The sequence below is a fragment of the uncultured Chloroflexus sp. genome, assembly GCF_938091255.1.
Lineage (GTDB): Bacteria > Chloroflexota > Chloroflexia > Chloroflexales > Chloroflexaceae > Chloroflexus.
In genome coordinates, this window is the sequence record NZ_CALLJH010000063.1 from 1 (window position 1) to 23,967 (window position 23,967).

Here is a 23,967-nt window from a genome sequence, read left to right on the forward strand (position 1 = left end):
TGCACCTCCAACAACCGCACCACTTCCACCCGTGACGGCAACGAAGGCTGCGCGCCGGCACGGGTCACGGCTAGCGCGCCAGCGGCATTGCCCCACCGCACGGCTTCGCGAGGTGGCTTGCCTTCGGCCAGCGCAACGCAAAACGTGGCCACAAACGCATCGCCGGCAGCTACCGTATCGACCACTGGCACCTGAAACGCTGGTAGCTGCACCAGTTGATCGGCGCTCATTAGCAGTGCGCCGGCTTCTCCCAGCGTCACTACGACATTCTTTACCCCTTGTTGGCGTAGCTTCGTGATCGCTGCCGCCAGATCAGTTTCACCTTCGGCCAGTGTGTGCAATTCCGGTTGGTTGGGCGCAAGGTAATCGAGTTGGGCCAGCAGCTCAGCCGGTAATGGGCGGGCCGGCGCCGGATTGAGAATGACTTTCACCCCATATTTGCGCGCGAGGCGCGCCGCTGCTATCACCGCCTCCAACGGGCATTCGAGCGGCATCAACAGCGCATCCGCGCCGGCAAAGATGGTTTCGGCTCGCTCCACATCAGCTTCATTTACCTGCATATTGGCCCCCGGCGCCACCACAATCGTGTTTTGTCCGCGTGCGTCGAGCGTGATCAGTGCTACGCCGGTCGGGTGGTTCGGGTCGCGCTGGATGAAGGTCGTGTCAACCCCGTCATTCTGAGCGGCGGCGAGCAACGCCTCGCCAAACGCATCTACCCCGACCCGCCCGATCATGCGCACTCGTGCGCCGAGTCGGGCCGCTGCAACCGCTTGATTTGCCCCTTTGCCCCCCGGAAAGGTTTGAAAATCGCTGCCAATCAGCGTCTCACCGGGTTGCGGGTGGCGCGGCGCGCGCACGACCAGATCCATATTCAGACTACCTACCACAATGATTGTCGGGGTCATTGGCATGCTCCTCCTGATTGGCGCTCGACCAAGCTGGTCGCGACGAGATGGGTGCGCGCTGGCAGGCGATGATCCGCGATCCGCTCAAGGAGAAATTGCACCGCGGCTTCAGCCAGTGCAGTTTTGTCTTGGCGAATGGTGGTGAGCGGCGGATTGGCGTATGAGGCAAGCTCAATATCGTCGAACCCAACTACCGCGCAATCTGCCGGGACGCGCAGACCGGCTTCAGCTAGCGCGCGCAATGCGCCGAGCGCCATCATGTCGTTGCAAACAAATAGCGCCGTGGGCGGTGGGTTGAGGCGCAACAGTTCATATGCGAGCGTGTACCCTGAGTGCGGGTGAAAATCACCGCGCCGAATCAATTGTTCGTCAAGCTCTAGGCCTGCTGCGAGGAGCGCTTGCCGGTACCCGACTACCCGCTCTGCACTGGGCGTCAGGTGCGATGGGCCGGTAATGCAGCCAATCCGGCGATGACCACGACTCAAGAGATACCGGGTGGCTAGCAATCCGCCTTGCAAATTGTCAGTTAGCACCGTGTCAACCTGAAGGCCGGGCAGTTGCCGGTCAACCACGACTACCGGCAGCTCTAACCGCAACAGCTCTTCTAGTGAAGGGCTTTGATCGCCAGTCGCAACAAAGATTAGCCCATCAACTTGCTTCTGGACAAATACATCAACATAGACTTGCTCGCGGGCGAGATCGTTTTCGGTATTGCCGAGAATGACGTTATACCCGGCGCGAAAGGCGGCATCTTCAATCGCGCGCGCGACTTCGGCAAAAAAAGGGTTGGCGCTGTCGGGCAAGATGAGGCCGAGGGTGCGCGTTTCCCCCCGCCGCAGCGAGCGAGCGAGCACGTTAGGTCGGTAATTCAACTCGGCCATCGCTGCCAATACCCGCTCGCGCGTTTCTGGTGCGACAAAGCGGGTGTTGTTGATGATGTGCGAGACCGTTGAGGGTGAGACGCCGGCTCGTAACGCTACTTCGCGGATTGTGGTCATATTTGTTTCGCAATCGTTTGCGCAATCGTTTGCTCGCCAGTATAACTGATCATCGGGCCTGAGTCAATAACTATTTGGGCTGAGCCATTCCTGCGCCTTTAGCGCCCGCTGTGGTCAGAAACCTTTTCGTTCTCCGCGCCCTCTGCGGTCAAAAACCGCCGCGCCCTTCCCCAGTGGGGGAGGGATTGGGGGCATCGTCAATGCTCAGAAGGAGGCAAAGTCGTAGGATGCTCAACGCAACGCCGCAAAGGGCGTAAAGCACGTGGTGGGGACGGACGAGGAGGGGCGAGTGGGGTGCCCTGTTTACCCTCCGCGTCCTTCGCGCCCTCTGCGGTAAAACGCCCGGTACCCTCTGTGGTGAAAAACGGTCGCACGCCGGGCTATGCACCCATCACGCCTTTGCCCGCTCTCGCAACTCCAACAATCGTCCGCTACTAATCTGTTCGAGCTTGCGGGTGAGGCGGTCGCCACCTAGGATGAGTTGTACCAGTGCCTGATGTGGAATCGCAATCAGCTCAAGCGGGGTGATGGCGACGACGCTAGCGATTGGCAAGGTGCCACGCAGCAGCTCCATCTCGCCGAAAAATTCAGCCGGACCTAAGCGAGCCACTAATCGCGCTGGCCCTTTTGGCCCGTGCTCGCTCTCTTCTTGGCGTAGGACTGCCGCTTGACCGTTGACAATGACGTAAAGTTTCCCGCCGGGGCGTCCCTGTCGGATGATAACCTGCCGTGCTGCAACGGTGATGTGCTCGGCAGAACGAGCCAGCTCGCGCAGTCTGGCGCGCGGCACGTCGGCTAGCAGCGGTACCCGTTCGAGCAGCCGCATCCGAGCGAGCAGTTCAGCGCCTTCAGCAGTGTGTGGCGCTGCTTCGCGCAGCATGCGCTGCAGTTCATTCGATGGTAAGTATAGAAGATCGCTTTCAATGCTTGCGCGATACTCGCAGTCGGTTACCTCTTGCCCTTGCAGCTCACCAAAGTAATCGCCGCGGTGAAGCTCACGAACCACTTCTCCATTCCGTTCGAGAATTTCACCCGCTTCAATCACCCAAATCCCACGCGGTGGTTCACCGGCCCGTAGCAAGAGTTCACCAGCAGCTACTCGTTGTGGTATAAACGCCGCTGCTAGCTCGTGCAACTCTTGGTCGTCGCAGGTGGTAAACAACTCAATTTGGCGGAGCAAGCGCACGCGGGCTTCACGGGCATCACCAAACGCGCGCGAAATGTCGTGTGCCAATGGCATTTGTGCCAGACAATGCCGATCGAGCGCTTCACGCTCTGGCCACGGCAGTGCATCATACGCTGCCAGCAAGGCACGCTGGGTAAACGTGCGTCCGGCAAGTTGTTCAAGGGTTGCCACGGCGTAGCGCAAGATTTCGGCGTAACGCGCTGCTTGAACATTGAGCGGGAGCGCTAGTACGGTCGGGCTGATCCGTACCTGATCGCGGTCAAAGGTAATTTCCCAGTTGGCAGTGGCTGCGAGCACGTCCATCCGATTATCGAGGGCTCTGGTGCGTTGGGTGCCGTAATTCCCGCGTAATAAGCGATATAGCCCGATGTACATATGGCGAAAGGCATCCTGTAAGCGCACGGTTTCACCTAGGGCAGGTTGCAAGGGCCAATTCAGCCCACTGAGGCTGATTCCGCGCAAGGTTACAAGGTGCGTTGCCCACGCTGCTGCCCATAGTCCGGCTGCCAATACGAGAAGTGTGAGCGTGAGCGGCGTGTTGCGCCATGTGGGTAACAGTTCGAGCAAATAACTGCTAATCTGGGCGAGAATGCCGAACCAGAGCAATAACCAGCTCCAAAAGAGCCGGGCATCGCGCAGACTGATGAGCAGCGGCAAGAGCAACGCCTGCCCGATCACGCCGCTGTAGATCGGGACAGCGGCGATCAAGGCCCACAACGGGCTATATTCGGGGTGCGCTACGCGGATGATCTCGGCGGCAATGGCGCCAGCAGGAAAGGCAAGGGTGAGTAGGAGGGCGCTCGCGATCAATGCACTGCTGCGCTGTTGGTGGAGATCAACATCGAGCAGAGCAACAAAACCGGCGAAGAGTAACAGTGCGTAGCCAACGATTTCTATGCCCGACCAGAGGCGTGCCGCATCGGGTGCGATGAGATACCCAGCTTGGGCAATCAATTCGATGACACTGATGATCAAGAAGCTCGCTAATGCCCGCCCGATCCATGCGCCTTCATAATCGCGTTGCAAGTACCACTGTGCAATCACTGCTGCTACCCACAGCGCCGTTAGCAATACGCCGGTTTCTAAGCTTAGGCCGAAGCGGAGTGGCAACAAACTCACGGCAAGTGCCAACATTCCGAATGCGCTAGCAACAATTACCGGATTCCGTGCATACCCCCGTCGCGCTAACCACGTCGCGGTAGCTTTGACTAGGCCCCAACCGGCCAGTGCTATCCCGATCATCAATGGGGCAATGACCAGTCCGAAGAGCCCAATAGCGAGCAGTTGCCCAATCCAGCCGCCTGACCAGAGTTCGCTCGCCATACTTGCAAATTGGCGTTGCCAGAAGAGTGTTGCCATCACAATTGCAATGCCGGTATAGGTCGCGCTCAACAGACCGTATCCGGCAAAGATCCGCTCTTCACGGTTCAGTGTCGTACCGGCGCGCAGCTTTTGCCAAAATGGGCCGCCGATAAAGGCGAGCGCCCGGTTGCGTAGATTCGGCAAGCGTAAGGCGTCAACCAGAATGAAATAGCCATCGAGTTCGAGCAGCGGGTTGAAGTTAAATAGTGCGGTCAGATACGAAGCCGTGGCAATCCGGCGCATCCACAGGCCGCCCATGGTGTCTGGCGCGGCCCATGCGATGATCGCGGCAATCGATCCGATCAACAAATCGCAGAGCGGGCCAGCTAGCGATACCAGAATGCGGGCATAGCGCGGCGCAAGCCAAATGTCACTCGTATCGACAAATGCCGCCGGCATGCCGAAATAGAGCATAATCCCTGCTCGCGGCACATGCCGGCCAAAGTGTTTCACCGCCAAGCCGTGGGCGATTTCGTGCAAGGTGAGCGTGATGAACAGCGCGATGCCCAACATCAGAAAGTCGAGCGCAAACTGTTCGCCGCTGATGAGGTCGCTGCCGCTCACGCCCGGCAAAAAGTAGCAGATCACGCCGATCACGGTGATGATACCGAGCAACCCGGCAAAGAAGCGATTGAAGAGCCAGCGCCCAACCCAGCGGTAAAGTGTGTCAAACAGCGTATCGGCGCCGCTAAATGAAAAACTGCGTCCATGAGTAAGGCTAAGGAGGCGTTGGCCCAAGCCCTCTGCTGTCCGCTGTTCGAGTTGGGTGCGCAGACGCCGGTAGATGCCGGTTGGCGTGTCGCTTAGAAATCCCTGCGCGCGCAGCGTCTCGACCAAGCCGGCGATGGGCAGCAATTGCTTGAAACGCAGAAAGCCCATCGTCGCTAGTTGGGCAATAGTGCGGCTACCGTCCATCGCTTGCCAAATCTCGCGCTCGGCAGCGCTCAGGCGCAGGTAATGCCCGCTCGGACTGCGCAACACCGTCACTTGCTGGCCGCCTTCGTTGAGCGTCTCTTCGATCACCCCCTCGATCCGCTGGGGCCGGTATTGGGCCGGGTCGGCGCGCTGGCGCAACATACTCCATACGCCGCCTTCGCCGTCCGGCTGATTAGCTAGCCGGCGTTGCAGGTTTTGGTAGAGGACGCCACGCTGGTTGATCTGAGCGGTTGCCTGCTCTGCCAGCTCAGTCCAGAAGCGATGTTGCGGGCGTAAGATTTGTGCCATGCCGGTGCGAGGAATTTCTACGTGCGAATCAGCTCTTTATTGTGATGAACGTCCAATCTGTGTTGTCTTTACATCATAAGAGGGAAGCCGTGATTTGCCAAACCTATTTTGTCCGTTTGTCCTTGCGCGAGCGCCGAGCGCCCGAAGCAAGCTCCTGCTCGCGCGACAGGATTGGCTGAGCGGGTGAGTTCAATCCGCGCCGGGGATTGCTTCGCCGCCTCTGGCGGCTCGCAATGCCGTCCTCACCTGTCCTTTTACGCGAGCGCGGAGCGCTCGAAGCAATCTCCCGCTTCAGAGGGATCGATCGGCTGACACAGGGCAAAGGGGACACGGACGCCACTGATCAGGACAGATGTACAGGTTTGGAAAGGCGCGGGGCGTATCTCTCACAGCACGCTTCTGCTTCAGCGGTGGCAATCCCTGCTATGGAGTACGGCAGTCTAACTACCACACTCCATACTTGTGCGTAGCGCGGTTTCTTACGCTTGCAGCAGGGGGGCCGGGAGGGCCATAACCCTACCCTTTCACCCTCACCCTCGTCTTCGTGCTCGCTGGGGCGGGTACGAGACGCTGCTGCGTTCCGCTTGAGCAATGTCGTGGTTGCCCACCACGCAGTCCCCCTCTCCCGCTGTCAAGAGGGAGCGGTGGCCGGGGGTAGGTCATCAGCCCGCGCAGCGGGCTTCGGCGTGGAAGTTCAGGGTCGGGTTCTCTTCTCAACGGAGCGCAGGCTATGGCTCGCTAACAACAGGTTGCGGGCATGCACCCTCTCTGCTGCTCTGCATAACTCATAACCCAGCATTGACAGGCTTGCTGAACATGGTACGATGCTAGTATGAGCACTAAACGCATTGTCATTACCGGAGCGACTGGCTTAATCGGTCGCAAATTGGTCGCCGAACTCCGCAACGATTACGAACTGGTCATCTTTAGCCGCGATCCGGCACGTGCCCGTTCTGCACTGCCCGGCGCTGCTGAATACGTGGCATGGCAACCTGCTGAGCAGGGGCCGTGGTTTGCCAACATCAACGGTGCTTGGGGTGTTATCCATTTGGCCGGTGCGCCGATTTCGTCGGGTCTGCTCGGTATGCGTTGGACACCCCAGTACAAGGCCGAGATCCTCAATAGTCGTGTGATCGGCACACGCGGGATCGTCAATGCGATGGCCGCGGCGCAGCAGCGTCCTACCGTGTTTGTCAGTGCCTCGGCAGTCGGCTACTACGGCTTTTATCGCGATAGTACCCCGCTCGACGAGAGTGCGCCAGCAGGGCGTGATTTTCTGGCGCAGGTGTGTGTGGCGTGGGAAGCCGAAGCGGCTAAGGCCGAGGCGTTGGGAGTGCGCACCGTTATGATCCGCACCGGTTTGGTGCTAGATCCAAATTCAGGTGCGTTACCGCAGATTATGCTCCCGTTTAAGCTCCTCATTGGCGGCCCGATTTTGCCCGGCACGCAGGTCTATCCGTGGATCCATCCGGCTGACGAGGTTGGCTTGATCCGTTTTGCACTTGAAAATGAGCGCGTGCGCGGGCCGCTTAATGCTGCTGCGCCGAATGCGCTGGCCAATCGCGATTTTGCCGCCGTGCTCGGTAAAGTGCTCGGTTCGCCGTCATGGTTGCCGGTGCCTGAGTTTAGCCTGCGCCTCGCCCTCGGCGAGATGGCCGATCTGGTGGTCAATGGCCAAAACGCTGTGCCGCGCAAGGCGCTTGATCTTGGCTATCAGTTCCAATTTCCTACCCTCGAACCGGCCTTGCGCGATCTGCTGAATATACCGCATTGAGATTGTAATGCACAGACAATCGAGGGGTGTCTGTGCGTTATAGCGGACATCCCGATCGAATCTCATCAACTTCTTACATGCTTCTAACCCAAGATTAAAATCGGCGCACCATGATACCCTCAGCGATGGCGATGGGTGTCGCCTGAAGCAGAGGAGGTTTCATTATGAATGTCAATCGGTTGGCATTGATCTTTGTCTTTTTGCTTGGCATCTTTATCGGTGTCGCCGGTGGCGGCGCGGCTGGCGGTGTCGTTGGATACCTCGTCTCGCGCCAAACCGTCGCGCAGGTCTCGGCGACGGTGACCTCTTTGCGGAATCAACCGGTCGTGGCGACAACCAACAGCGCCGCTGCGCCCACCCAATCTCCGGCAGTATCTGATACAGTGGTCGTCAGTCTGTCGGATGCAATGGTTGAAGCGGTGAAGCGGGTCGCTCCAGCAGTGGTGACGGTGACTGTCGAGAGTAGTACCGGTCGTGGGAGTGGCAGTGGCGTAATCATTAGCAATGATGGGTACATCATTACCAACAACCACGTCGTCGAGGGTGGTCGTCGCTACTTTATTCTCTTTGCTGATGGTACGCGCCGGCAAGCTACGTTAGTTGGCACCGACTCGCTCAACGACATTGCAGTGCTGAAGGTTGACGGTGAAGTGCCCGGTGTGGCGGTGATTGGCGATTCGGCAGCGTTACAACCCGGTGAGACGGTGCTAGCGATTGGTAGCCCGCTCGGTAATTTCCGCAATACGGTCACTGCTGGCGTGGTCAGCGCGCTCAACCGTTCGGTCCCCGGTAGTGGGATGGAGGGGTTGATCCAGACCGACGCTGCTATCAATAGTGGCAATAGTGGTGGCCCGCTTATTAATCTCAAGGGTGAAGTCGTTGGTATCAATACCTTGGTTGTGCGCAACGATTTTGGCTTCGGCACAAGTGCGCCGGTAGAAGGTTTAGGCTTTGCTGTGCCGAGCAGCATCTTCTCGAATGTGGCCGATCAGATCATCCGTACCGGTCAAGTGCGCTATCCGTTCCTCGGCATTACCTATCTGATGATTGACGGTGAAGTGGCGGCGCAGTACAATTTGCCGGTGCAGAACGGTGCATTTATCAATCCCGGAATCAATGGTCAATCGGCTGTACTGCCCAACACGGCCGCTGCACAAGCTGGCTTACGCGAGGGTGATATTATTACTGCCGTGAACGGCCAACGCCTCGATGCCAATACCTCGCTGCGCCAATTGCTACTGCAATATCGCCCCGGCGATACGGTCGAATTGACCATCCTGCGCGACGGCCAAGAACAGAATGTGACGGTAACGTTGGGCGAACGACCGAGTAATCTGCGGTAAAATCCTTTTGGAGCCGCCCGGCGGTGCGGCTCCAACCCAATGCCGTCACCGGTTATCATGCATCGGTATGGCAACCGGTTTACTGCCCCCATCCCGCTCGCCGCAACCGGGCAACAAATTCGCTCAACAGCAGGGCGGTCGCTCCCCATACCTTGTACCCGTTGAGGGCAAAAAACGGCACCCGCATCCGGGTACCGCTCCGTTCCCAAATCTCCTCACGTACTGTCGCCAGATCAAACAGCGCAACGAGCGGTACCGTAAACACGCTCTCGACCTCTTCCGGGTCGTGGTTCGGCTCAAACGAGGTTGAGTACGCGCCCACGATTGGCGTCAGGTAGTTGTTGCTCGGCGGGATGTAGAAAGTGGTGAGCGCGCCAAGCACTTCCACCCGCCCCGGATCAACCCCAATCTCTTCGTGCGCCTCGCGCAGCGCCGCGCCGGTAGCGCCGCCGTCGCCGGGATCGATCCCGCCTCCCGGCAACGAGACCTCGCCGCGATGGGTGGTGACGCGGCTCGAACGCACCGTTAACGGCAAGTACAATTGATCGTCGTGTGGAAAGAGGAGCAGCAACGCCGCCGATTGGCGTGGCGTGACTCCCGGTGGCGGCGTAAATGGCCGCAACGGTGCGCCATCAAGCCGACGCAATACCAGCATCTCTTCGAGCGATGGCTGCGGCCCAGCCAGCGCCTGCCGGATCAATTCAATCTGTGTGCGCCAATGCATAACGCTCTCCATCGTCGGAATGATTGTTCTCTATTGTACTGCGTTCTTTCCCTTCGCTCACTCTCCGCTTGCCGTCTCTGCCCTTCTCCGCTACAATCCAACCATCAGCACCAGTATTTCCCACGAGGAGGCGCGCGTGTACAACTTGCAAGAACAGATTCAGGCCGACCACGACTACTTAATTCATCCGCTGGCCCATCCAACTGCACACCAGAACCCCAAAATCTGGGTGGCCGGACGCGGGTCGATCATCATTGATGCCGAAGGACGCGAATACATCGATGGTCTCAGTGGGCTGTGGAATGTCAATGTCGGCCACGGGCGCGAAGAGCTGGCTGAAGCCGCCTGTGCGCAGATGAAGCAGTTGGCGTACTACTCATCGTATGTCGGTTCCACCAATCTACCCGCTATTCAGTTGGGGCAGAAACTGAGCCAACTCTTCTATCCGAGCATCAATCACTTTTTCTTTACCTCTGGCGGCGCCGAGAGCACCGAAAGTTCGTTTAAGACGGCGCGCTTCTACTGGAAAGCGGTTGGTAAGCCCGAAAAGGTTAAGTTCATTTCACGTATGAAGGGGTACCACGGGGTAACAATGGCGGCTATGAGTGCCACCGGCTTGCCGGCCTACTGGCCCATGTTCGAGCCGCGCGTGCCCGGTTTCATTCATATCGAGTCGCCGTATCCGTACCGTTTCGTGAATCCAACCCCGCATCTTAGCGATGGCGTTGCTGCTGCTAATCTGCTCGAAGAGGCAATTCTGCGCGAAGGCCCAGAGACGGTCGCTGCCTTTATTGCCGAGCCGGTGCAAGGCGCCGGTGGCGTTATTCCGCCCCAAGACGACTATTTCCAGCGGATTCGCGAGATTTGTGATTACTACGAGGTGCTCTTGATTAGCGACGAGGTGATTACCGGTTTTGGTCGTACCGGGCGTTGGTTTGGGCTTGAGCACTATGGCATCGAACCTGACATTGCCCAGTTCGCCAAGGGGATTACATCGGGCTATATCCCGCTCGGCGGTATTGGCGTCAGCGATCGGATCTACGAAGTCATCGAGTCGGTTCCGCCTGAGAAGCGTTGGATGCACGCCTTCACCTATTCAGGGCACCCGACCGCCTGCGCAGTGGCGTTGGCCAATATCGCCATTATCGAGCGCGAAGGGTTGGTGCAGCGCGCCGCCGAAGTAGGCGATTATATGCAGCGTCGGCTGCAAGAGCTGTACGCACTGCCGCACGTGGGTAATGTGCGCGGCAAGGGAATGATGGCTGGTGTTGAATTAGTGGCCGATACCGCCACCAAAGAACCCTTCCCGGCCAGCGCCAACGTCGGCGCGCGGGTGCAGAAAGAGATGACCGCGCGCGGCCTCTTTACGCGCGTGGTGGGCGATACTATTTGTCTCGCTCCGCCATTGGTCACGACCTACGAGCAGATCGATCAGATCGTTGCCATTATTGCTGATGCAATTGAAGCAACAGTCAAACAATAATTGATGCCGCTCTGCCCTTCTCTTGGGGCAGAGCACTGTAACTCTCCACGGTAAATGAACGCCACACGGTATACGGCTGCGGCCTCGTGACGCGCAGCCGTGTGTTATTGACACCGACCTCTACGCTGGCGCTATCACCCAATTGTCAATTAACCGTACTTCGCCAAACCGTACTGCTAGTGACAGTAATGCCCCTTCCGGCCCAATCTGATCCAGCTCACGTAGTGTCAGTGGGTGCGCCACACTCACATACTCCGGCTTCGCCAATGGTTCAGCCGCCAGCACCTCGCGCATCAGTGCGCGCAACGCCTCACCGCTGCGTTCACCAGCCTCATACCGTTCAGCAGCGGCCCGTAAGGCGCGGTAGAGCACCGGCGCCGCAGCGCGTTGCGTAGGGTTGAGGTACACATTCCGGCTGCTCAGCGCCAACCCATCCGGCTCACGCACTGTCGGGACGATCACGATCTCAACCGGAATATTGAGGTCTCGCACCATTCGGCGGATCACAACTGTCTGTTGGGCATCTTTTTGGCCAAAATAACTCTTCGTCGGCTGCACGATATTGAAAAGCTTGCACACGACGGTGGCCACGCCGCGAAAATGACCGGGCCGAGCCGCGCCTTCCAACACCTCATCGGCTGTTGGTTGAATCACATAGGTGCCGAAGTCGGGCGGATACATCTCTTCGACCGGTGGTATAAAGACGAGATCAACGCCAGCTTCGGCAAGCATTGCCAGATCGCGCTCGGTATCGCGCGGGTAACGGGCAAAATCTTCGTGAGGGCCAAATTGCGTTGGGTTGACAAAAATGCTAACCGCGACCGCTGGGCACTCGGCGCGCGCTCGTTCGACGAGTGCAAGATGGCCTTGATGGAGATAGCCCATCGTAGGGACAAAGCCTAATTCGCCAAAGGCCGCGCGCGCGCGGCGAACGTCGGCAATTGTAGCGAGAACGTTCATACCTGTTCCTCAGTGACCTCGATCAACGTTGATCGGAAAACTCGTAACTCTTTTCGTTACTCTGATGGCTCAGTAGGACTAAGACTGGCCAGCGCTGCCGCTAATTCATTGGGGTCCATCCGACTGCTGTGCTCTGGGCCGGGGAATGTGCCGCTACGCACATCGTTGGCGTATTGCACCAGCGCTTCGCCGATGATCGTAGCTAGATCGGCGTAACGACGGGCATGACGCGGCAGAAAATCGCTGTACAAGCCAAGCATATCGTGCCAGACCTGCACCTGTCCACTGCAACCGGCGCCGGCACCAATGCCGATAGTGGGAATGCGTAGTCGTTCAGTGATTGCTTGCGCGAGTTCGGCGGGCACCAGTTCGAGTACAATCGCAAAGGCGCCGGCTTCTTGCACGGCGAGCGCGTCGGCTAGCAACTGTTGTGCTTCGGCGGCGCGTTTGCCTTGCACCCGTAACCCAATTTGGTTGACCGCTTGCGGGGTAAAACCAATGTGCCCCATCACTGGAATTCCTAAATGCACAAGTCGAGCGATCGTTGGTGCAATATGCATGCCACCTTCAAGCTTCACCGCTTGGGCGCCAGCCTCTTGCAACATACGTCCGGCGCTGATTACGGCCTGTTCAGGCGATGCATACGTCAAAAACGGGAGATCGCCGATCACCAGCGCCTTGCGCGCACCGCGCACAACGGCGCGGGTGTGATGCAGCATCTCATCGAGTGTTACCGGTACCGTCGATTCGTGACCTAGTACCACCATCCCTAGCGAATCGCCGACTAAAATCATAGGAATGCCAGCGCGATCGGCAATCTGCGCCGAAGTATAGTCATACGCGGTCACCATCGGGATCCGCTCGCCGCGATCGTGCATCTGCTGAATATCACGAATGGTTGTGCGCATTGCCGGCTCCTCTTGCTAGTCATTCATTGCCGGTCATTCCGGCATGCCCGATTGTAGCACGGAATAGTGAAGAGGGCGGTAGCGAGTGCAGGGTCAGAACAGTGTTTGGTGACAGTGCAGGGTTAAACCATAATGATACTATGTTTAAATATGGTATAAGTGTGTATGATTTGTTCCATGGTGCTATTTTTGTTACTTGCGTGATCGGGCTGGTCTCTAAAGTCCATACAACTTTTCATGAATCAAACTAATGAGGTGATTTTCACAGTGCTTGGTTGTTTATTCTTTAAAAATTGTTAACAATTTTTATAGTTATTTAGTGCCTAGTTCTCTAAATGTTTGACGTACCAGAAGAGGTGGCATAAAATGTAGTGACATCGCTTGACCATAGAGCCAATGCTATGCAGAGACATTCCACGATGGATATCCCCCCCGCTTTGGTCCCGTATGCTCGTCGGATTGCGCTCCGTGATCTGGAACTCTTCTATTACGATGCCGGCGTTACCGAAAACCCGATCCTCTTCCTGATCCACGGTTTAGGTGATGAAGCTGATACGTGGCGTGCGGTTATTCCGTTGCTTGCCCAATCTTATCGGGTGATTGCGCCCGATCTCCCCGGTTTTGGCCACAGTTTCGGTCCTAAGGGCGGTTACAGTCTGACTTTCTTTGCCCGTGCCATGGCCGAATTTATCACCACGCTCGGTTTACAGCAGGTAACCCTCGTCGGCCATTCGCTGGGGGCAATGATCGCCCAGCGTCTGAGTATTGGCTTACCTCGGCTCATCCAACAACAAATTCTGATCAGCGGCTGTTTGCCAATCAAACGCCAATTTCCGCCCCGCCGGCTGTGGCCGCTCTTGCTACCGGGGGTGGGCGAGTTGATGTTGGCCGGCCTCCAACGCTCGCGCGAGCTAGCCTTCCAAAGCTTGCGCCCGTTTTACTATCATTTGTACGAATTACCAGTGCGCGAGCGACGATTTTTGCGCCAGCGGGTGTGGGTACGGCTGCACCAAAAGCGCCAACGCCGGGCAACCCTCTCGGCGCTGCGCTGGTTAGCAGTTGATACTCTCTTCCGCTCCCATCAATATCTCGATTTGGTGAGCGAATGTCCTACGCCTACTATTCTCATGAGCGGTGAACACGATCTGATCGTCGATGGCGAAAGCATCGAAGCAATGGCGGTTGTGCTGGAGGGTCGAGGACAATACATTCATCTTGAGCGATGTGGTCATATGCCGCAGCAGGAACAGCCCACGCTCATTTGTGAGTTGATCGCCGCGCTCGTTCCTGCTAGGCGCGATGGTGAACCTAATTGGCGCAACGAACATTCTGATGGCTAGGCAACGCTACGAGGAGGCGGGGTGTTCGCTGGTCTCTAGCATACGTGCCCGCACAAGCGAGGCGGTAATAGATACTACTATAATGGTTGCGACAACGCCGAGTGACACCCCAGTAGGAATCTTCCAGCTCACCCCAATCAGTGCTGCACTAAGATCGGGCAAGAGCATCTTGATGCCCACAAAAGCCAATACAACTGACAGCCCCAGTTTGAGGTAATGGAACAGATGGACAACGCCGGCCAACACAAAGTACAGCGCGCGCAACCCTAGAATAGCGCAAACGTTCGATGTATAGACGATGAACGGGTCTTGCGTCACCGCAAAGATGGCTGGAATAGAGTCGATGGCGAAGATGAGGTCGGTTGTTTCCACCATCACGAGGACGAGTAACAATGGTGTTGCCATCAGGACACCGTTCTGGCGCGTGAAAAACTTCTGACCATCGTAACGGTCGCTAATTGGCATAAAGCGGCGGAAGAGCCGAACGACTGGGTTTTTCTCTGGCTCGATCTGTTCGTCTTGGGCTGTTGCCATACGGATGCCGGTAAAGATCAGGAACGCACCGAAGATCCAGATAATCCAGTGGAATTGCTTGATCAGCGCCGCACCGGCCAAAATCATCGTGCCGCGCATGATCAGCGCGCCGAGAATGCCCCAGAAGAGCACCCGGTGCTGATATTTCGCTGGTACCGCAAAGTATGAGAAGATTAGCACGAAGACAAAGATGTTATCAACGCTCAACGCTTTTTCAATCAGATAACCGGTTAGGAAGGCAAGCCCGGCATCACTCGCGCTGAGCGAGCTGTTTGGCATAATCGTATCCCAAAAGAGATACAAGCCGAGATTAAAGAGCAAGGCCAATGAAATCCAAACGACGCTCCAGATAGCTGCTTCACGCAGTGAAACTTCGTGCGCTTCCCGGTGAAAGACGCCTAAATCAATTGCTAGCAGGGCCAATACAAAGAGGTTGAACCCGATCCAGACCCACAGTGCGTCGAACATGGCTGATTGCTCCCGACAATGTGATATGCTCATCACAATAAAAAGGCGAGCCGATCGCAGCTCACCACTGCGTCGGTCTCGCCAGTCTGGTCAACCAGTACTTGATGCAACCGGGAATGTCCGAATTCCGTCTTGACGATTGCATCGACCCGCATCTATGCGGGCGGCTACTCCCCAACAGTTCGCACTATAGCGTATTTTTGCCATTTCTGATAGGGGAAAATTTCCCGCCCACGCTACGGGTAGGCGGTAGCCATAATGGCGAAGAACCGCCCTCGCCGAGCGCGTTCTTTACCGATATACTAAACAATTGTGTATATTGCTTTAGGAATGAACAATGGACATGCTGTATGGATGTGATCACGATCGGGTTGCTCGTTGGCGGTCTCACGCTCCTCACGGTTGGCGGCGAGTTATTGGTGCGCGGATCAAGCCAGTTGGCAGCGTTGGCCCGTATCTCACCGCTGGTGATTGGGTTGACAGTCGTGTCGTTTGGCACTAGTTCGCCTGAACTGGCGGTGAGCATTCAAGCCGGGTTGGCCGGCAAGAGCGATATTGCGGTCGGCAATGTGGTGGGCAGCAACATTTTCAACATTCTCTTCATTCTCGGCGCATGTGCGGTGATTAGCCCGTTGATCGTGGCGGTGCAGCTCATCCGGCGTGAAGTGCCGTTTATGATTGCCGTCTCGCTGTTGCTGGCCGGTTTAGCACTCGATGGGAGGATCGGCCGGCTGGACGGAGTACTCTTGTTTGGTTTACTGATAGGGTATATTGTTTGGTCGATATACGCTAGTCGCAAAGAAGGAGTTGAAGTGCAGGCTGAATATGAGCAAGAGTTTGGGCCAACAATGCTACCGAATCGGAGTGGAACAAAAGTTTGGTTTGGTTCTATTGGTTTCATTGTGATCGGCTTAGGCTTGTTGGCCCTCGGCTCACACTGGTTAGTTGAGGGGGCAGTCGTGTTAGCACGTGCTTTTGGCGTGAGCGATGTCATTATTGGTCTGACCATCGTAGCGGCTGGAACGTCGTTGCCAGAAGTAGTGGCTTCGATCATTGCTACGCTTAAGCAAGAGCGCGATATTGCCATCGGAAATGCTATCGGCAGCAATATCTTTAACATTCTCGGCATTCTTGGTATCGCAGCCTTGGTCACCCCTAACGGATTAACGGTTGTTCCTGCACTGAGTACCTTTGATATACCGGTGATGATCGCGGTTGCGTTTGCCGCACTCCCCATTTTTGTGAGCAGACTCAGCATCAATCGCTGGGAAGGGTTGCTCTTCTTAGGGTATTACGTAGCGTACACTGCGTATCTGATTTTGGCTGCGACCCACCACGATGCCCTACCAGCTTTTAGCAGCGTGATGGCGCTGTTCGTGTTGCCGATAACTGCACTGACGTTGTTGGTATTGATGGTCAACGCGGTACGCCGCCGCGATTGGGTGGCGTCACATCCGTCATTACGGTAATACCACCAATACCCCCTGTTGGGCTTCGTGGCCGGGAATACGGCAATAAAACCGGTATTCGCCCGGGGCCGGCGCGCGGAAGGCGAGAATCGCATCAACTCCCGGATCAGCCGAAACAGTACGGTCACCAGCAGGTAATTCGATAGTCAAGCTATGCGCAACTTGACCACGATTGCGTAGGCGCAGAAAAATCTGTTCACCAGTGTGAGCTTCTACCCGATCGGGATCGAAGCGCATTTCAGTGGCGATGATCTCAATTGAGCGCTCGCGCAGCGGTTCACCGCAGGCACTGAGCATTGCTAGTACGAGGAGGATCGCTCCGACAACGAACAACATTCGATGAGCGAGAAGTCGGGTAACCATATTCATAGGCTTGTGACTACAGATAGAGAGTACAACGACTGCATCATTATCACTGTACCAGAAATATGCTAAGTGATGGCAGTCGTCGCGCATTGTGACAGCTTCTCTATTTTCGGGTACAATGGCAGCAAACCCAGAGTATTGTGGAATGTTAAACCTGTGAATGCAAGCCACGCAACCCTGTCTATCATCAGATAATAAGGCTGGCTTGCTATATAGCTTTGTCGCCGTACTGATAGTGGTAGGTCTCATCTGCAAGTGTCAGTTATTACTACGCACGTTTAGCTGTTGATCGAGGGAAGCATGCTCTATCCACTTGTGTTGATTGCGCTAGCGGCTGCGCCATTTGCGTTGGTGGCGCGCTTTGCCGGTCGTGACCGGATTGCGTGGGGGCTGGCCCTCATTCCGTTGGCGATCTTTGGCTTGACGTTGGCGCAGGCCGGGTCAGTGTGGGAAGGCGGTCAAGTTGTTGAACGGATTGCGTGGGTGCCGGCCCTTGGGCTTGATCTGAGTTTTACCCTCGATGGGTTGAGCCTGCTCTTTGCACTGATCATTACCGGCATTGGTACGTTGATTGTCGGTTATGCCGGTCACTATCTCGCCACTGATAACGGTCTTGGCCGGTTTCTGGCCTACATGATGCTGTTTATGGGCGCGATGCTCGGTCTGGTACTGGCCGGTAACGTGCTGACCATGTTCGTCTTTTGGGAATTGACCTCGGTCACGTCGTATTTGCTAATCGGCTACAAGCACGATTATGCCGATGCGCGGCGTGGCGCATTGCATTCGTTGCTCGTAACCGCAGGTGGCGGGCTGGCGCTGTTAGTTGGCTTGTTGCTACTGGGGCAGGCAGCAGGTAGTTACGAGTTGAGCGATATTCTGGCTGCCGGTGATGTCTTACGCGCGCATGCGCTATACCCGGCGGCAGTTGTCTTAATTTTGCTCGGTTGTTTCACCAAATCAGCTCAAATTCCGTTCCACTTTTGGTTACCGGGAGCGATGCAAGCTCCCACCCCGGCTAGCGCCTTTCTGCACTCGGCGACAATGGTCAAGGCCGGCGTCTATCTGATGGCGCGGCTCAGCCCGGCGCTGGGCGGCACGGCGCTGTGGGATGTGACGCTGGCCGTGGTTGGCGGTGCGACGATGACGTTTGCCGCGATTGTGGCTATGCGCCAATTTGATCTCAAGGCGATGCTAGCCTACACCACCATCAGTATGCTCGGCGCGCTGACGATGCAGATTGGGCTGGGCGGTAAGTATGGCGCCGAAGGGGTAGCGACCAACATTTTGGCGCACGCGCTGTACAAGTCGGCCCTGTTTATGTTGGCCGGCGTGATCGATCACGAGTGTGGTACCCGCGATCTGCGCCGGTTGGGCGGGTTGCGCGCCTATATGCCGCGGACAATGGTCATTACCGCGCTCGCTCTGCTCTCATTTGGCGGCATTCCGGTGATGTTTGGTTTTGTGGCTAAGGAGCTGATGCTGGAAGCAGCATTAGAGACGGAACTTGGTGCGATGTTGAGCACGCTGGCGGTTGCTGCGATTGCTGTCACGGCAGGGGCCTATTTGATAACTGGTTGGCGGTTATTCAGCAATACCTTCCTTGGCCAGCGTAGTGTGGCGGCGATGCAGCAGCATATTACCGACCCAACGCCGGGTATGCTGATCGGCCCCGGCGTGCCGGCAGTGCTGTCGCTGATCATCCCGTTGGCCTTCCTCGGGCCGATCAGCAGCTTGATCGGGCCAGCGAGCGCGGCGATCTATGGCAAGCCGCTTGAGGTTAAATTGGCCCTCTGGCATGGAGTCAATACGGCGCTGCTCGTGAGTCTCGGCGCGATTGCGGCAGGTGCAGTCTTGGCTCGCTTTGGCGAGCAGTTGGCCAATCTGCGCGGGTGGCCGGCATGGATGCGTGGCGATATGATCTTCGACCGCTTGATCGAACGCACACTGACCGGTGCGACTACCCTGACCCGCACGATCCAAGAAGGCCGGTTACGCCGGTACATTTTGCTGACGGCACTGGCACTGCTGGTTTTTGTTGGAGTGCCGTTTGTCGGCTTTGGGATTAGTTCAATCCGATTTGACCTCGATCCGCAGTTGCAGTTCTACGAAATATTGGCCGCAGCACTTATTCCGGTTGGCGTCATTGCAACCATCAACGCACGCACACGATTAGGCGCAATTATTGCGGTTAGCGTGGTTGGGGCAATGGTGGCGTTGCTGTTCGTGCTCTTCTCGGCGCCCGATCTTTCATTGACGCAGTTGCTGATTGAAGTGCTGTCAACCGTGTTTCTCTTGCTCGTCTTCTCGGTCTTGCCGGTGCGCTTTGAGAATTTCTCGGCTGCATGGGTGCGACGGCGTGATGCGATCATTGCGACGGCGATGGGGTTCTTGATGGGCGGCCTCGTGTTGGCTACCGCAACGAATGATGCGTTTGCGCCCTTGGCTCCCTTCTTCCTCGAAAATAGCCTTGAAAAGGGTAAAGGCGCGAATGTGGTCAACGTCATTTTGGTTGACTTCCGCGGATTTGATACCTTGGGCGAGATTACAGTTTTGTTCATCGCTTTGCTAGGCATTTATGGCTTGCTCCGTTTACGACAGGGGAAAGACAATGTTGCACCGGAACGAGTTACCACCACCGAACCGGCTGCCGAGCCGGTCGACACCAAGAGATAGCGCGCTGTACGACTCGCTCATTCTGCGCACCGTCAGCCGGCTGATGATGCCGCTGCTGTTGCTGCTCTCGATCTATATGCTGCTGCGCGGGCACAATCTGCCCGGTGGCGGATTTATCGGTGGGTTGCTGGCAGCAAGCGCGATCATTCTGCAAATGGTCGCGTTTGGCCCTAAAACGGCCCGGCGTATTTTGCCGGTCAATTATCTGCTATTGGCAGCGTTTGGCGTTTTCTTCGGCGCGATCTGGGGTCTGCCGGCAATGGTTGCCGGCCTGCCGTATATGCAAGCCTTCTGGCTGCCCGAACCGATCCCCGGCGTGGGTAAACTTGGCACGCCAGTATTGTTTGATATCGGCGTCTATTTGACCGTCATTGGAGTGACGACCAAAATCGCGCTGTTACTGGTAGAGGAACCGATCCTCTTCCCATTACCGGCCATGAAACCATCGCCGGTAGAGACGGAGGATGGCGTATGATCATTCTGCTCGCAATTGCGATTGGCGCGCTCTTTGGTGGTGCGACCTATCTGGTGTTGCGTCGCTCGGTAGTGAAATTGATCCTCGGGTTGATCTTGCTAAGCCATGGCGTCAACTTACTCATTTTTACTATGGGTGATGGTGTGCGCCGTGGCGCGCCGCCGTTGATCGATGCGAGCGGCCAACCACCTGCCGGTGTTGCTGATCCGTTAGTGCAGGCGTTGATCTTGACGGCGATTGTGATTAGCTTTGGGTTTACTGCGTTTGTGTTGGCACTGGCCTATCGCTCGAATCAGGCCGCAGGCAGCGACGATCTGGATGATCTCTCGACGACCGACCGGCTATAACGTTTGCATAGGAATATAGATATGGTCTTTCATCTCTTTATTCCGATCATTACGCCAATGATCGGGGGCGCATTAGCCGTGTTGTTCAACCAGCAGCGTCTTGTGGCGCGAGCAATTGCGTTGATCAGTGTGCTGATCAATTTGGGGTATGGTCTGTGGTTGATGAGCGTTGTGCCGGCAACCGGGCCGTTAGTAGCGCAAGCATCGGGTTGGTTTGCGCCGTTCGGTATCTCGCTGGTGGTCGATGGTATGAGCGCGCTGATGGTGATGTTGGCAGCCTTGCTCATGCTGACGACGATTATCTATAGCTTCTATTCGATTGACGAACAACGGGAAGATCACTTTTATTACCCGCTGTTGCTGCTCTTGCTCCTTGGAGTCAGCGGTGCCTTTCTCACCGGTGATCTCTTCAACTTGTATGTCTGGTTTGAAGTGTTGCTGGTGGCATCATTTGGCTTGATTACGCTTGGCGGCAGCCGCGATCAGCTTGAAGGCGGCCTTAAATATGTGGTGCTCAATTTGCTTGGCAGCACCGCTTTTCTCGCCGGCTGCGGCTTGGTGTACGGGTTTGCCGGTACGCTCAATATGGCTCATATCGCCGAGCGGATGGCAACATTAGCGAATCCCGGCTTGCAGACGGTGTTGGCCGGAATCCTGCTGTTTGCCTTTGGCAGTAAAGCCGCGATTGTACCGCTCTTCTTTTGGCTGCCTTCTAGCTACCACACACCACCGGTCGCCGTCACCGCTATCTTTAGCGGGTTAATGACGAAGGTGGGGGTGTACGCGCTTTACCGGACGTTTGGGCTGCTGTTTCAGAATGAATTGGCTACGTATGGGCCGTGGATCCTCTTGCTCGCCGGTTTGACGATGGTGATCGGGGTGTTGGGAGCGGTGGCACAGATGAACGTGCGCCGTATCCTCAGTTTTCACATTATCAGCCAGATTGGCTATAGCGTGATGGGATTGGGATTGGCGAGCGCCGCCGGTTTGGCCGCCGGTTTAGTCTTTACCGCGCATGTGATGATCGTCAAGATGGCGCTGTTCTTTATTGGTGGTGCAGCCGAGCAGATTTACGGCACCGGCGATCTGAAGAAGATGGGAGGTTTGGCCCGTCGCGAACCCCTGTTGGCCTTGTTTTGGTTCCTTGGCATCCTGTCGCTGGCCGGTATCCCGCCGCTCAGCGGATTTATCGGCAAGCTGATCCTCTTACAGGTAGGCGTCAGTCAGCAAGCGTATCTGATCACCGCAGTGGCTGCTGGTACCAGTATTTTGACCTTCTTCTCGATGCTCAAAATCTGGAATGAGGTCTTCTGGAAGAAGTCTTACGACGATGTCAATCGCTTGCCGCGAGTACCGTTTGGCCTGTTGGCGCCGGGAGCGGCGCTGGTTATCCTTAGCGTGGCGCTCGGCTTATTGGCTGGACCGTTGGTTGACTACAACGCGATAGCCGGCCAACAGGCGTTTGACCGCAACGTCTACATTACCGCGGTCTGTGGCGCCGATGGTTGCGAAGCGGTATATCGGGCGGCGCTGAAGTAAAGGGGGGTGTATGATTGTATTGATACTCATTCTTACCCTCACGTGGATGGCGCTGCAAAGCAGCTTTACGCTTCCCGACCTGATCGTTGGCTTGGCGGTCAGTTATGCTATCGTCGCGCTAGCGAGTCGGTTCTTGAGCATTCCCTTTGTCAACGGCGGGTTGGGCCGTCCGCGTATGGATTCGCGCAAGTATGCTCACCTGACGGTCAAGTGGATTGCGTTTATCGGTTTTGCGGTTTGGAGCATCTTGAAGGCGAATATCGATATGGCGCGCATCGTGCTCTTTCGGCGCGTTGCCGATATTCGCCCCGGCATTATCGCCATTCCCCTCGATGTTAAGAGCGATGCCGGGATTACCGTCTTGGCGAATCTGATAACGCTGACGCCGGGCACCGTCTCGCTCGATATTTCGACCGATCGGCGCACGATCTATATTCACTGTATTGATGTACAGGACGCCGATGCGGTGCGTAATGACATAAAGCAGAACTTCGAGCGGCGGGTGATGGAACTGTTACCGTAGGGGTCAATCACCATGACGTTGTTTGAAATGCTGATCGCTGGGTTGATGGGAATTCTCGCCATTTCGATGGTGATCTCTATGGCGCGTTTACTGATTGGGCCGAGCATTCCTGATCGCGCGATGGCGTTTGACGCGATTATGAATCACGTGGTGGCATTGGTGGCGCTCTATGTGGTGATTACCGATCAGTTGGCGCTTGTCGATGCGATTCTGATCGTCGCTGTGCTTGGCTTTTTGGGTACGGTGGCGGTGGCCCGCTATATTGAGGAGGGGCGGAGTTGATGGATCTGAAAGAGATTGTGACCCTGACATTGGCGACGATTGGGGTGGCATTTGTACTGATTTCATCGGTCGGGATTGTCAAATTGCCCGATCTCTATACTCGTATCCATGCGAGCGGCAAAACAGGCACGTTGGGGATCATGGGGGTGCTGTTGGCCGTGGCAGTGCATCATGGTGATCTGATTGCCGCAGCGAAGATGATTGCCCTGATCGCTTTCTTTTGGTTGACGGCGCCGGTTGCGGCGCATATGCTGGATCGAGCTGCCTACCTGACCGGCGTCAAGCGTGCGCCGCAGACGGTGCAGGATGATTTGGCCGGTAAGTATGATGTCGAGCAGGGCCGGCTGCGGTCATAGGGCAACGCATGCGGCGTCCTTAGGGGGTGGGGGGTGGCGTGTCGGTGCCGGTAGGGCGGCCAGCAGCGGCAACAATCTGTTGCAGGTAGTGCTGCCAATGTTGTTGATTGGCGCGGGTGAGGCGGCGAATGGCAGCGAGATCGCCGGCTTCACCGGCTTCGACTGCGGCGGCGAGTGATTCTTGGAAGGCGCGGGCCAAATCGGCGACTGCCCGTCGTAACTCGGCGTTCATAGCGCGCTGGCGCTCAAGCTGTTCATAAAGCCACTCATTAAGCCGCAACTGTTCCTCTAACTGTTCGCGCAATCGCTGTTCTGCCGACGTCATAGGCTACCTCAAGAATCGGCGCGCCCAACCTGATCGCAGGTCGGGCGCAATGTATTTGGCGGGGAGAGTGAGATTCGAACTCACGAGGGCTTATGAGGCCCTACCCGTTTTCGAGACGGGCACGTTCAACCACTCCGTCATCTCCCCGTGCCGCGTCGCCATCATATTATAGCGAGATGGGTTGATCTGTGCAAGTAGCGATAGAACAGCCTACATCCGCTTAATCACCACCATTGTCATATCGTCGGCTTGGGGCGCATCACCGGCGAAGGCATTGACGGCGGCGAGCACGGCGGCCACGATCTCGGCGGGGGTTTGATGATGGGTAGCGCGGAGGACAGCCGCGAGCCGGTCGTCGCCGAACAGTTCGCGTTCCGCGTTCATTGCCTCGGTGATACCATCA

At 56.7% G+C, this 23,967-nt stretch carries 22 protein-coding genes and 1 tRNA gene; 12 read left to right on the forward strand and 11 right to left on the reverse strand.

Going from position 1 to position 23,967, the window contains the following annotated elements; all coding sequences use genetic code 11:
- The 3 genes from rbsK to Q1A00_RS17350 all read right to left on the reverse strand — a co-directional run.
- Positions 1 to 905 (reverse strand): ribokinase (gene rbsK, locus Q1A00_RS17340; protein WP_299758113.1); only part of this gene is annotated, 905 nt, incomplete at its 3' end.
- Positions 902 to 1,903, reverse strand: coding sequence for a LacI family DNA-binding transcriptional regulator (locus Q1A00_RS17345; protein WP_298406559.1), 1,002 nt, complete (start codon positions 1,901 to 1,903; stop codon positions 902 to 904). The genes Q1A00_RS17345 and rbsK, both read right to left, overlap by 4 nt.
- A 391-nt stretch (positions 1,904 to 2,294) precedes the next feature.
- On the reverse strand, positions 2,295 to 5,675 hold the full coding sequence (locus Q1A00_RS17350) for a cyclic nucleotide-binding domain-containing protein (protein WP_299758116.1): 3,381 nt from the start codon (positions 5,673 to 5,675) through the stop codon (positions 2,295 to 2,297).
- An 832-nt stretch (positions 5,676 to 6,507) separates the two neighbouring features.
- On the opposite strand from Q1A00_RS17350, the gene Q1A00_RS17355 reads away from it, so the two are divergent.
- Entirely contained in the window at positions 6,508 to 7,449 is a 942-nt protein-coding gene (locus Q1A00_RS17355; protein ID WP_298406563.1) for a TIGR01777 family oxidoreductase, read from the forward strand.
- Positions 7,450 to 7,613: 164 nt separating this feature from the next.
- The gene (locus tag Q1A00_RS17360) at positions 7,614 to 8,792 is read left to right on the forward strand and encodes a trypsin-like peptidase domain-containing protein (RefSeq protein ID WP_298406565.1); all 1,179 of its coding nucleotides are present in this window, start codon (positions 7,614 to 7,616) and stop codon (positions 8,790 to 8,792) included.
- Positions 8,793 to 8,871: 79 nt separating this feature from the next.
- Here Q1A00_RS17360 and Q1A00_RS17365 read toward each other — a convergent pair whose 3' ends face one another.
- The gene (locus tag Q1A00_RS17365) at positions 8,872 to 9,516 is read right to left on the reverse strand and encodes a CoA pyrophosphatase (protein WP_298406567.1); all 645 of its coding nucleotides are present in this window, start codon (positions 9,514 to 9,516) and stop codon (positions 8,872 to 8,874) included.
- Between the two features lie 136 nt (positions 9,517 to 9,652).
- Between Q1A00_RS17365 and Q1A00_RS17370 the strand changes: the two genes are divergently transcribed.
- On the forward strand, positions 9,653 to 10,999 hold the full coding sequence (locus tag Q1A00_RS17370; RefSeq protein WP_298406569.1) for an aspartate aminotransferase family protein: 1,347 nt from the start codon (positions 9,653 to 9,655) through the stop codon (positions 10,997 to 10,999).
- Between the two features lie 120 nt (positions 11,000 to 11,119).
- Here the strand turns inward: Q1A00_RS17370 and panC are convergent, their stop codons facing one another.
- Together panC and panB are read right to left on the reverse strand one after the other, a co-directional pair.
- Positions 11,120 to 11,959 carry a pantoate--beta-alanine ligase gene (gene panC / locus Q1A00_RS17375; RefSeq protein WP_298406571.1) on the reverse strand — a complete coding sequence of 280 codons (840 nt, stop codon included), beginning with the start codon at positions 11,957 to 11,959 and terminating at the stop codon, positions 11,120 to 11,122.
- Positions 11,960 to 12,015: 56 nt separating this feature from the next.
- Positions 12,016 to 12,867, reverse strand: a complete 852-nt coding sequence (gene panB / locus Q1A00_RS17380; RefSeq protein WP_299758122.1) for a 3-methyl-2-oxobutanoate hydroxymethyltransferase — start codon at positions 12,865 to 12,867, stop codon at positions 12,016 to 12,018.
- 401 nt (positions 12,868 to 13,268) lie between these two features.
- Here panB and Q1A00_RS17385 point away from each other — a divergent pair, with 401 nt between their 5' ends.
- Positions 13,269 to 14,207, forward strand: coding sequence for an alpha/beta hydrolase (locus Q1A00_RS17385; protein ID WP_299758125.1), 939 nt, complete (start codon positions 13,269 to 13,271; stop codon positions 14,205 to 14,207).
- 6 nt (positions 14,208 to 14,213) lie between these two features.
- Here Q1A00_RS17385 and Q1A00_RS17390 read toward each other — a convergent pair whose 3' ends face one another.
- A complete protein-coding gene (locus Q1A00_RS17390; protein ID WP_298406577.1) occupies positions 14,214 to 15,209 on the reverse strand; it encodes a TerC family protein in 996 nt (331 codons plus the stop codon).
- A gap of 350 nt (positions 15,210 to 15,559) precedes the next feature.
- On the opposite strand from Q1A00_RS17390, the gene Q1A00_RS17395 reads away from it, so the two are divergent.
- Positions 15,560 to 16,678 (forward strand): calcium/sodium antiporter, encoded by a 1,119-nt coding sequence (locus Q1A00_RS17395; RefSeq protein WP_298406579.1) that lies wholly within the window; start codon positions 15,560 to 15,562, stop codon positions 16,676 to 16,678.
- On the opposite strand, the gene Q1A00_RS17400 is transcribed toward Q1A00_RS17395, so the two are convergent.
- The gene (locus Q1A00_RS17400) at positions 16,670 to 17,041 is read right to left on the reverse strand and encodes a cupredoxin domain-containing protein (protein WP_298406581.1); all 372 of its coding nucleotides are present in this window, start codon (positions 17,039 to 17,041) and stop codon (positions 16,670 to 16,672) included. The two genes, Q1A00_RS17395 and Q1A00_RS17400, sit on opposite strands and share 9 nt — an antisense overlap.
- A 303-nt stretch (positions 17,042 to 17,344) precedes the next feature.
- Here Q1A00_RS17400 and mbhE point away from each other — a divergent pair, with 303 nt between their 5' ends.
- Genes mbhE through mnhG form a run of 7 tightly spaced genes read left to right on the forward strand, consistent with a single transcriptional unit; the run spans position 17,345 to position 23,239 of the window.
- Positions 17,345 to 19,717: a hydrogen gas-evolving membrane-bound hydrogenase subunit E gene (gene mbhE / locus Q1A00_RS17405; protein ID WP_298406583.1), complete on the forward strand. Its 2,373-nt coding sequence runs from the start codon at positions 17,345 to 17,347 to the stop codon at positions 19,715 to 19,717.
- Entirely contained in the window at positions 19,653 to 20,192 is a 540-nt protein-coding gene (locus Q1A00_RS17410; protein WP_298406585.1) for a Na+/H+ antiporter subunit B, read from the forward strand. Before mbhE ends, Q1A00_RS17410 begins: the two co-directional genes overlap by 65 nt.
- A complete protein-coding gene (locus Q1A00_RS17415; RefSeq protein ID WP_298406587.1) occupies positions 20,189 to 20,539 on the forward strand; it encodes a Na+/H+ antiporter subunit C in 351 nt (116 codons plus the stop codon). Before Q1A00_RS17410 ends, Q1A00_RS17415 begins: the two co-directional genes overlap by 4 nt.
- A 21-nt stretch (positions 20,540 to 20,560) precedes the next feature.
- On the forward strand, positions 20,561 to 22,078 hold the full coding sequence (locus Q1A00_RS17420; RefSeq protein ID WP_298406589.1) for a proton-conducting transporter membrane subunit: 1,518 nt from the start codon (positions 20,561 to 20,563) through the stop codon (positions 22,076 to 22,078).
- A gap of 10 nt (positions 22,079 to 22,088) precedes the next feature.
- Positions 22,089 to 22,601 carry a Na+/H+ antiporter subunit E gene (locus tag Q1A00_RS17425; RefSeq protein ID WP_298406591.1) on the forward strand — a complete coding sequence of 171 codons (513 nt, stop codon included), beginning with the start codon at positions 22,089 to 22,091 and terminating at the stop codon, positions 22,599 to 22,601.
- A gap of 12 nt (positions 22,602 to 22,613) precedes the next feature.
- A complete protein-coding gene (locus Q1A00_RS17430) occupies positions 22,614 to 22,883 on the forward strand; it encodes a monovalent cation/H+ antiporter complex subunit F (RefSeq protein WP_298406593.1) in 270 nt (89 codons plus the stop codon).
- A complete protein-coding gene (gene mnhG, locus Q1A00_RS17435) occupies positions 22,883 to 23,239 on the forward strand; it encodes a monovalent cation/H(+) antiporter subunit G (protein WP_298406595.1) in 357 nt (118 codons plus the stop codon). The genes Q1A00_RS17430 and mnhG overlap by 1 nt, the downstream gene beginning before the upstream one ends.
- Positions 23,240 to 23,258: 19 nt before the next feature.
- Here the strand turns inward: mnhG and Q1A00_RS17440 are convergent, their stop codons facing one another.
- From Q1A00_RS17440 to Q1A00_RS17450, 3 genes are all read right to left on the reverse strand, one after another.
- Positions 23,259 to 23,564, reverse strand: coding sequence for a DUF2203 domain-containing protein (locus Q1A00_RS17440; RefSeq protein WP_298406597.1), 306 nt, complete (start codon positions 23,562 to 23,564; stop codon positions 23,259 to 23,261).
- 56 nt (positions 23,565 to 23,620) lie between these two features.
- A tRNA-Ser gene (locus tag Q1A00_RS17445) sits at positions 23,621 to 23,711 on the reverse strand.
- 63 nt (positions 23,712 to 23,774) lie between these two features.
- Positions 23,775 to 23,967 (reverse strand): SpoIIE family protein phosphatase (locus tag Q1A00_RS17450; protein ID WP_299758134.1); only part of this gene is annotated, 193 nt, incomplete at its 5' end.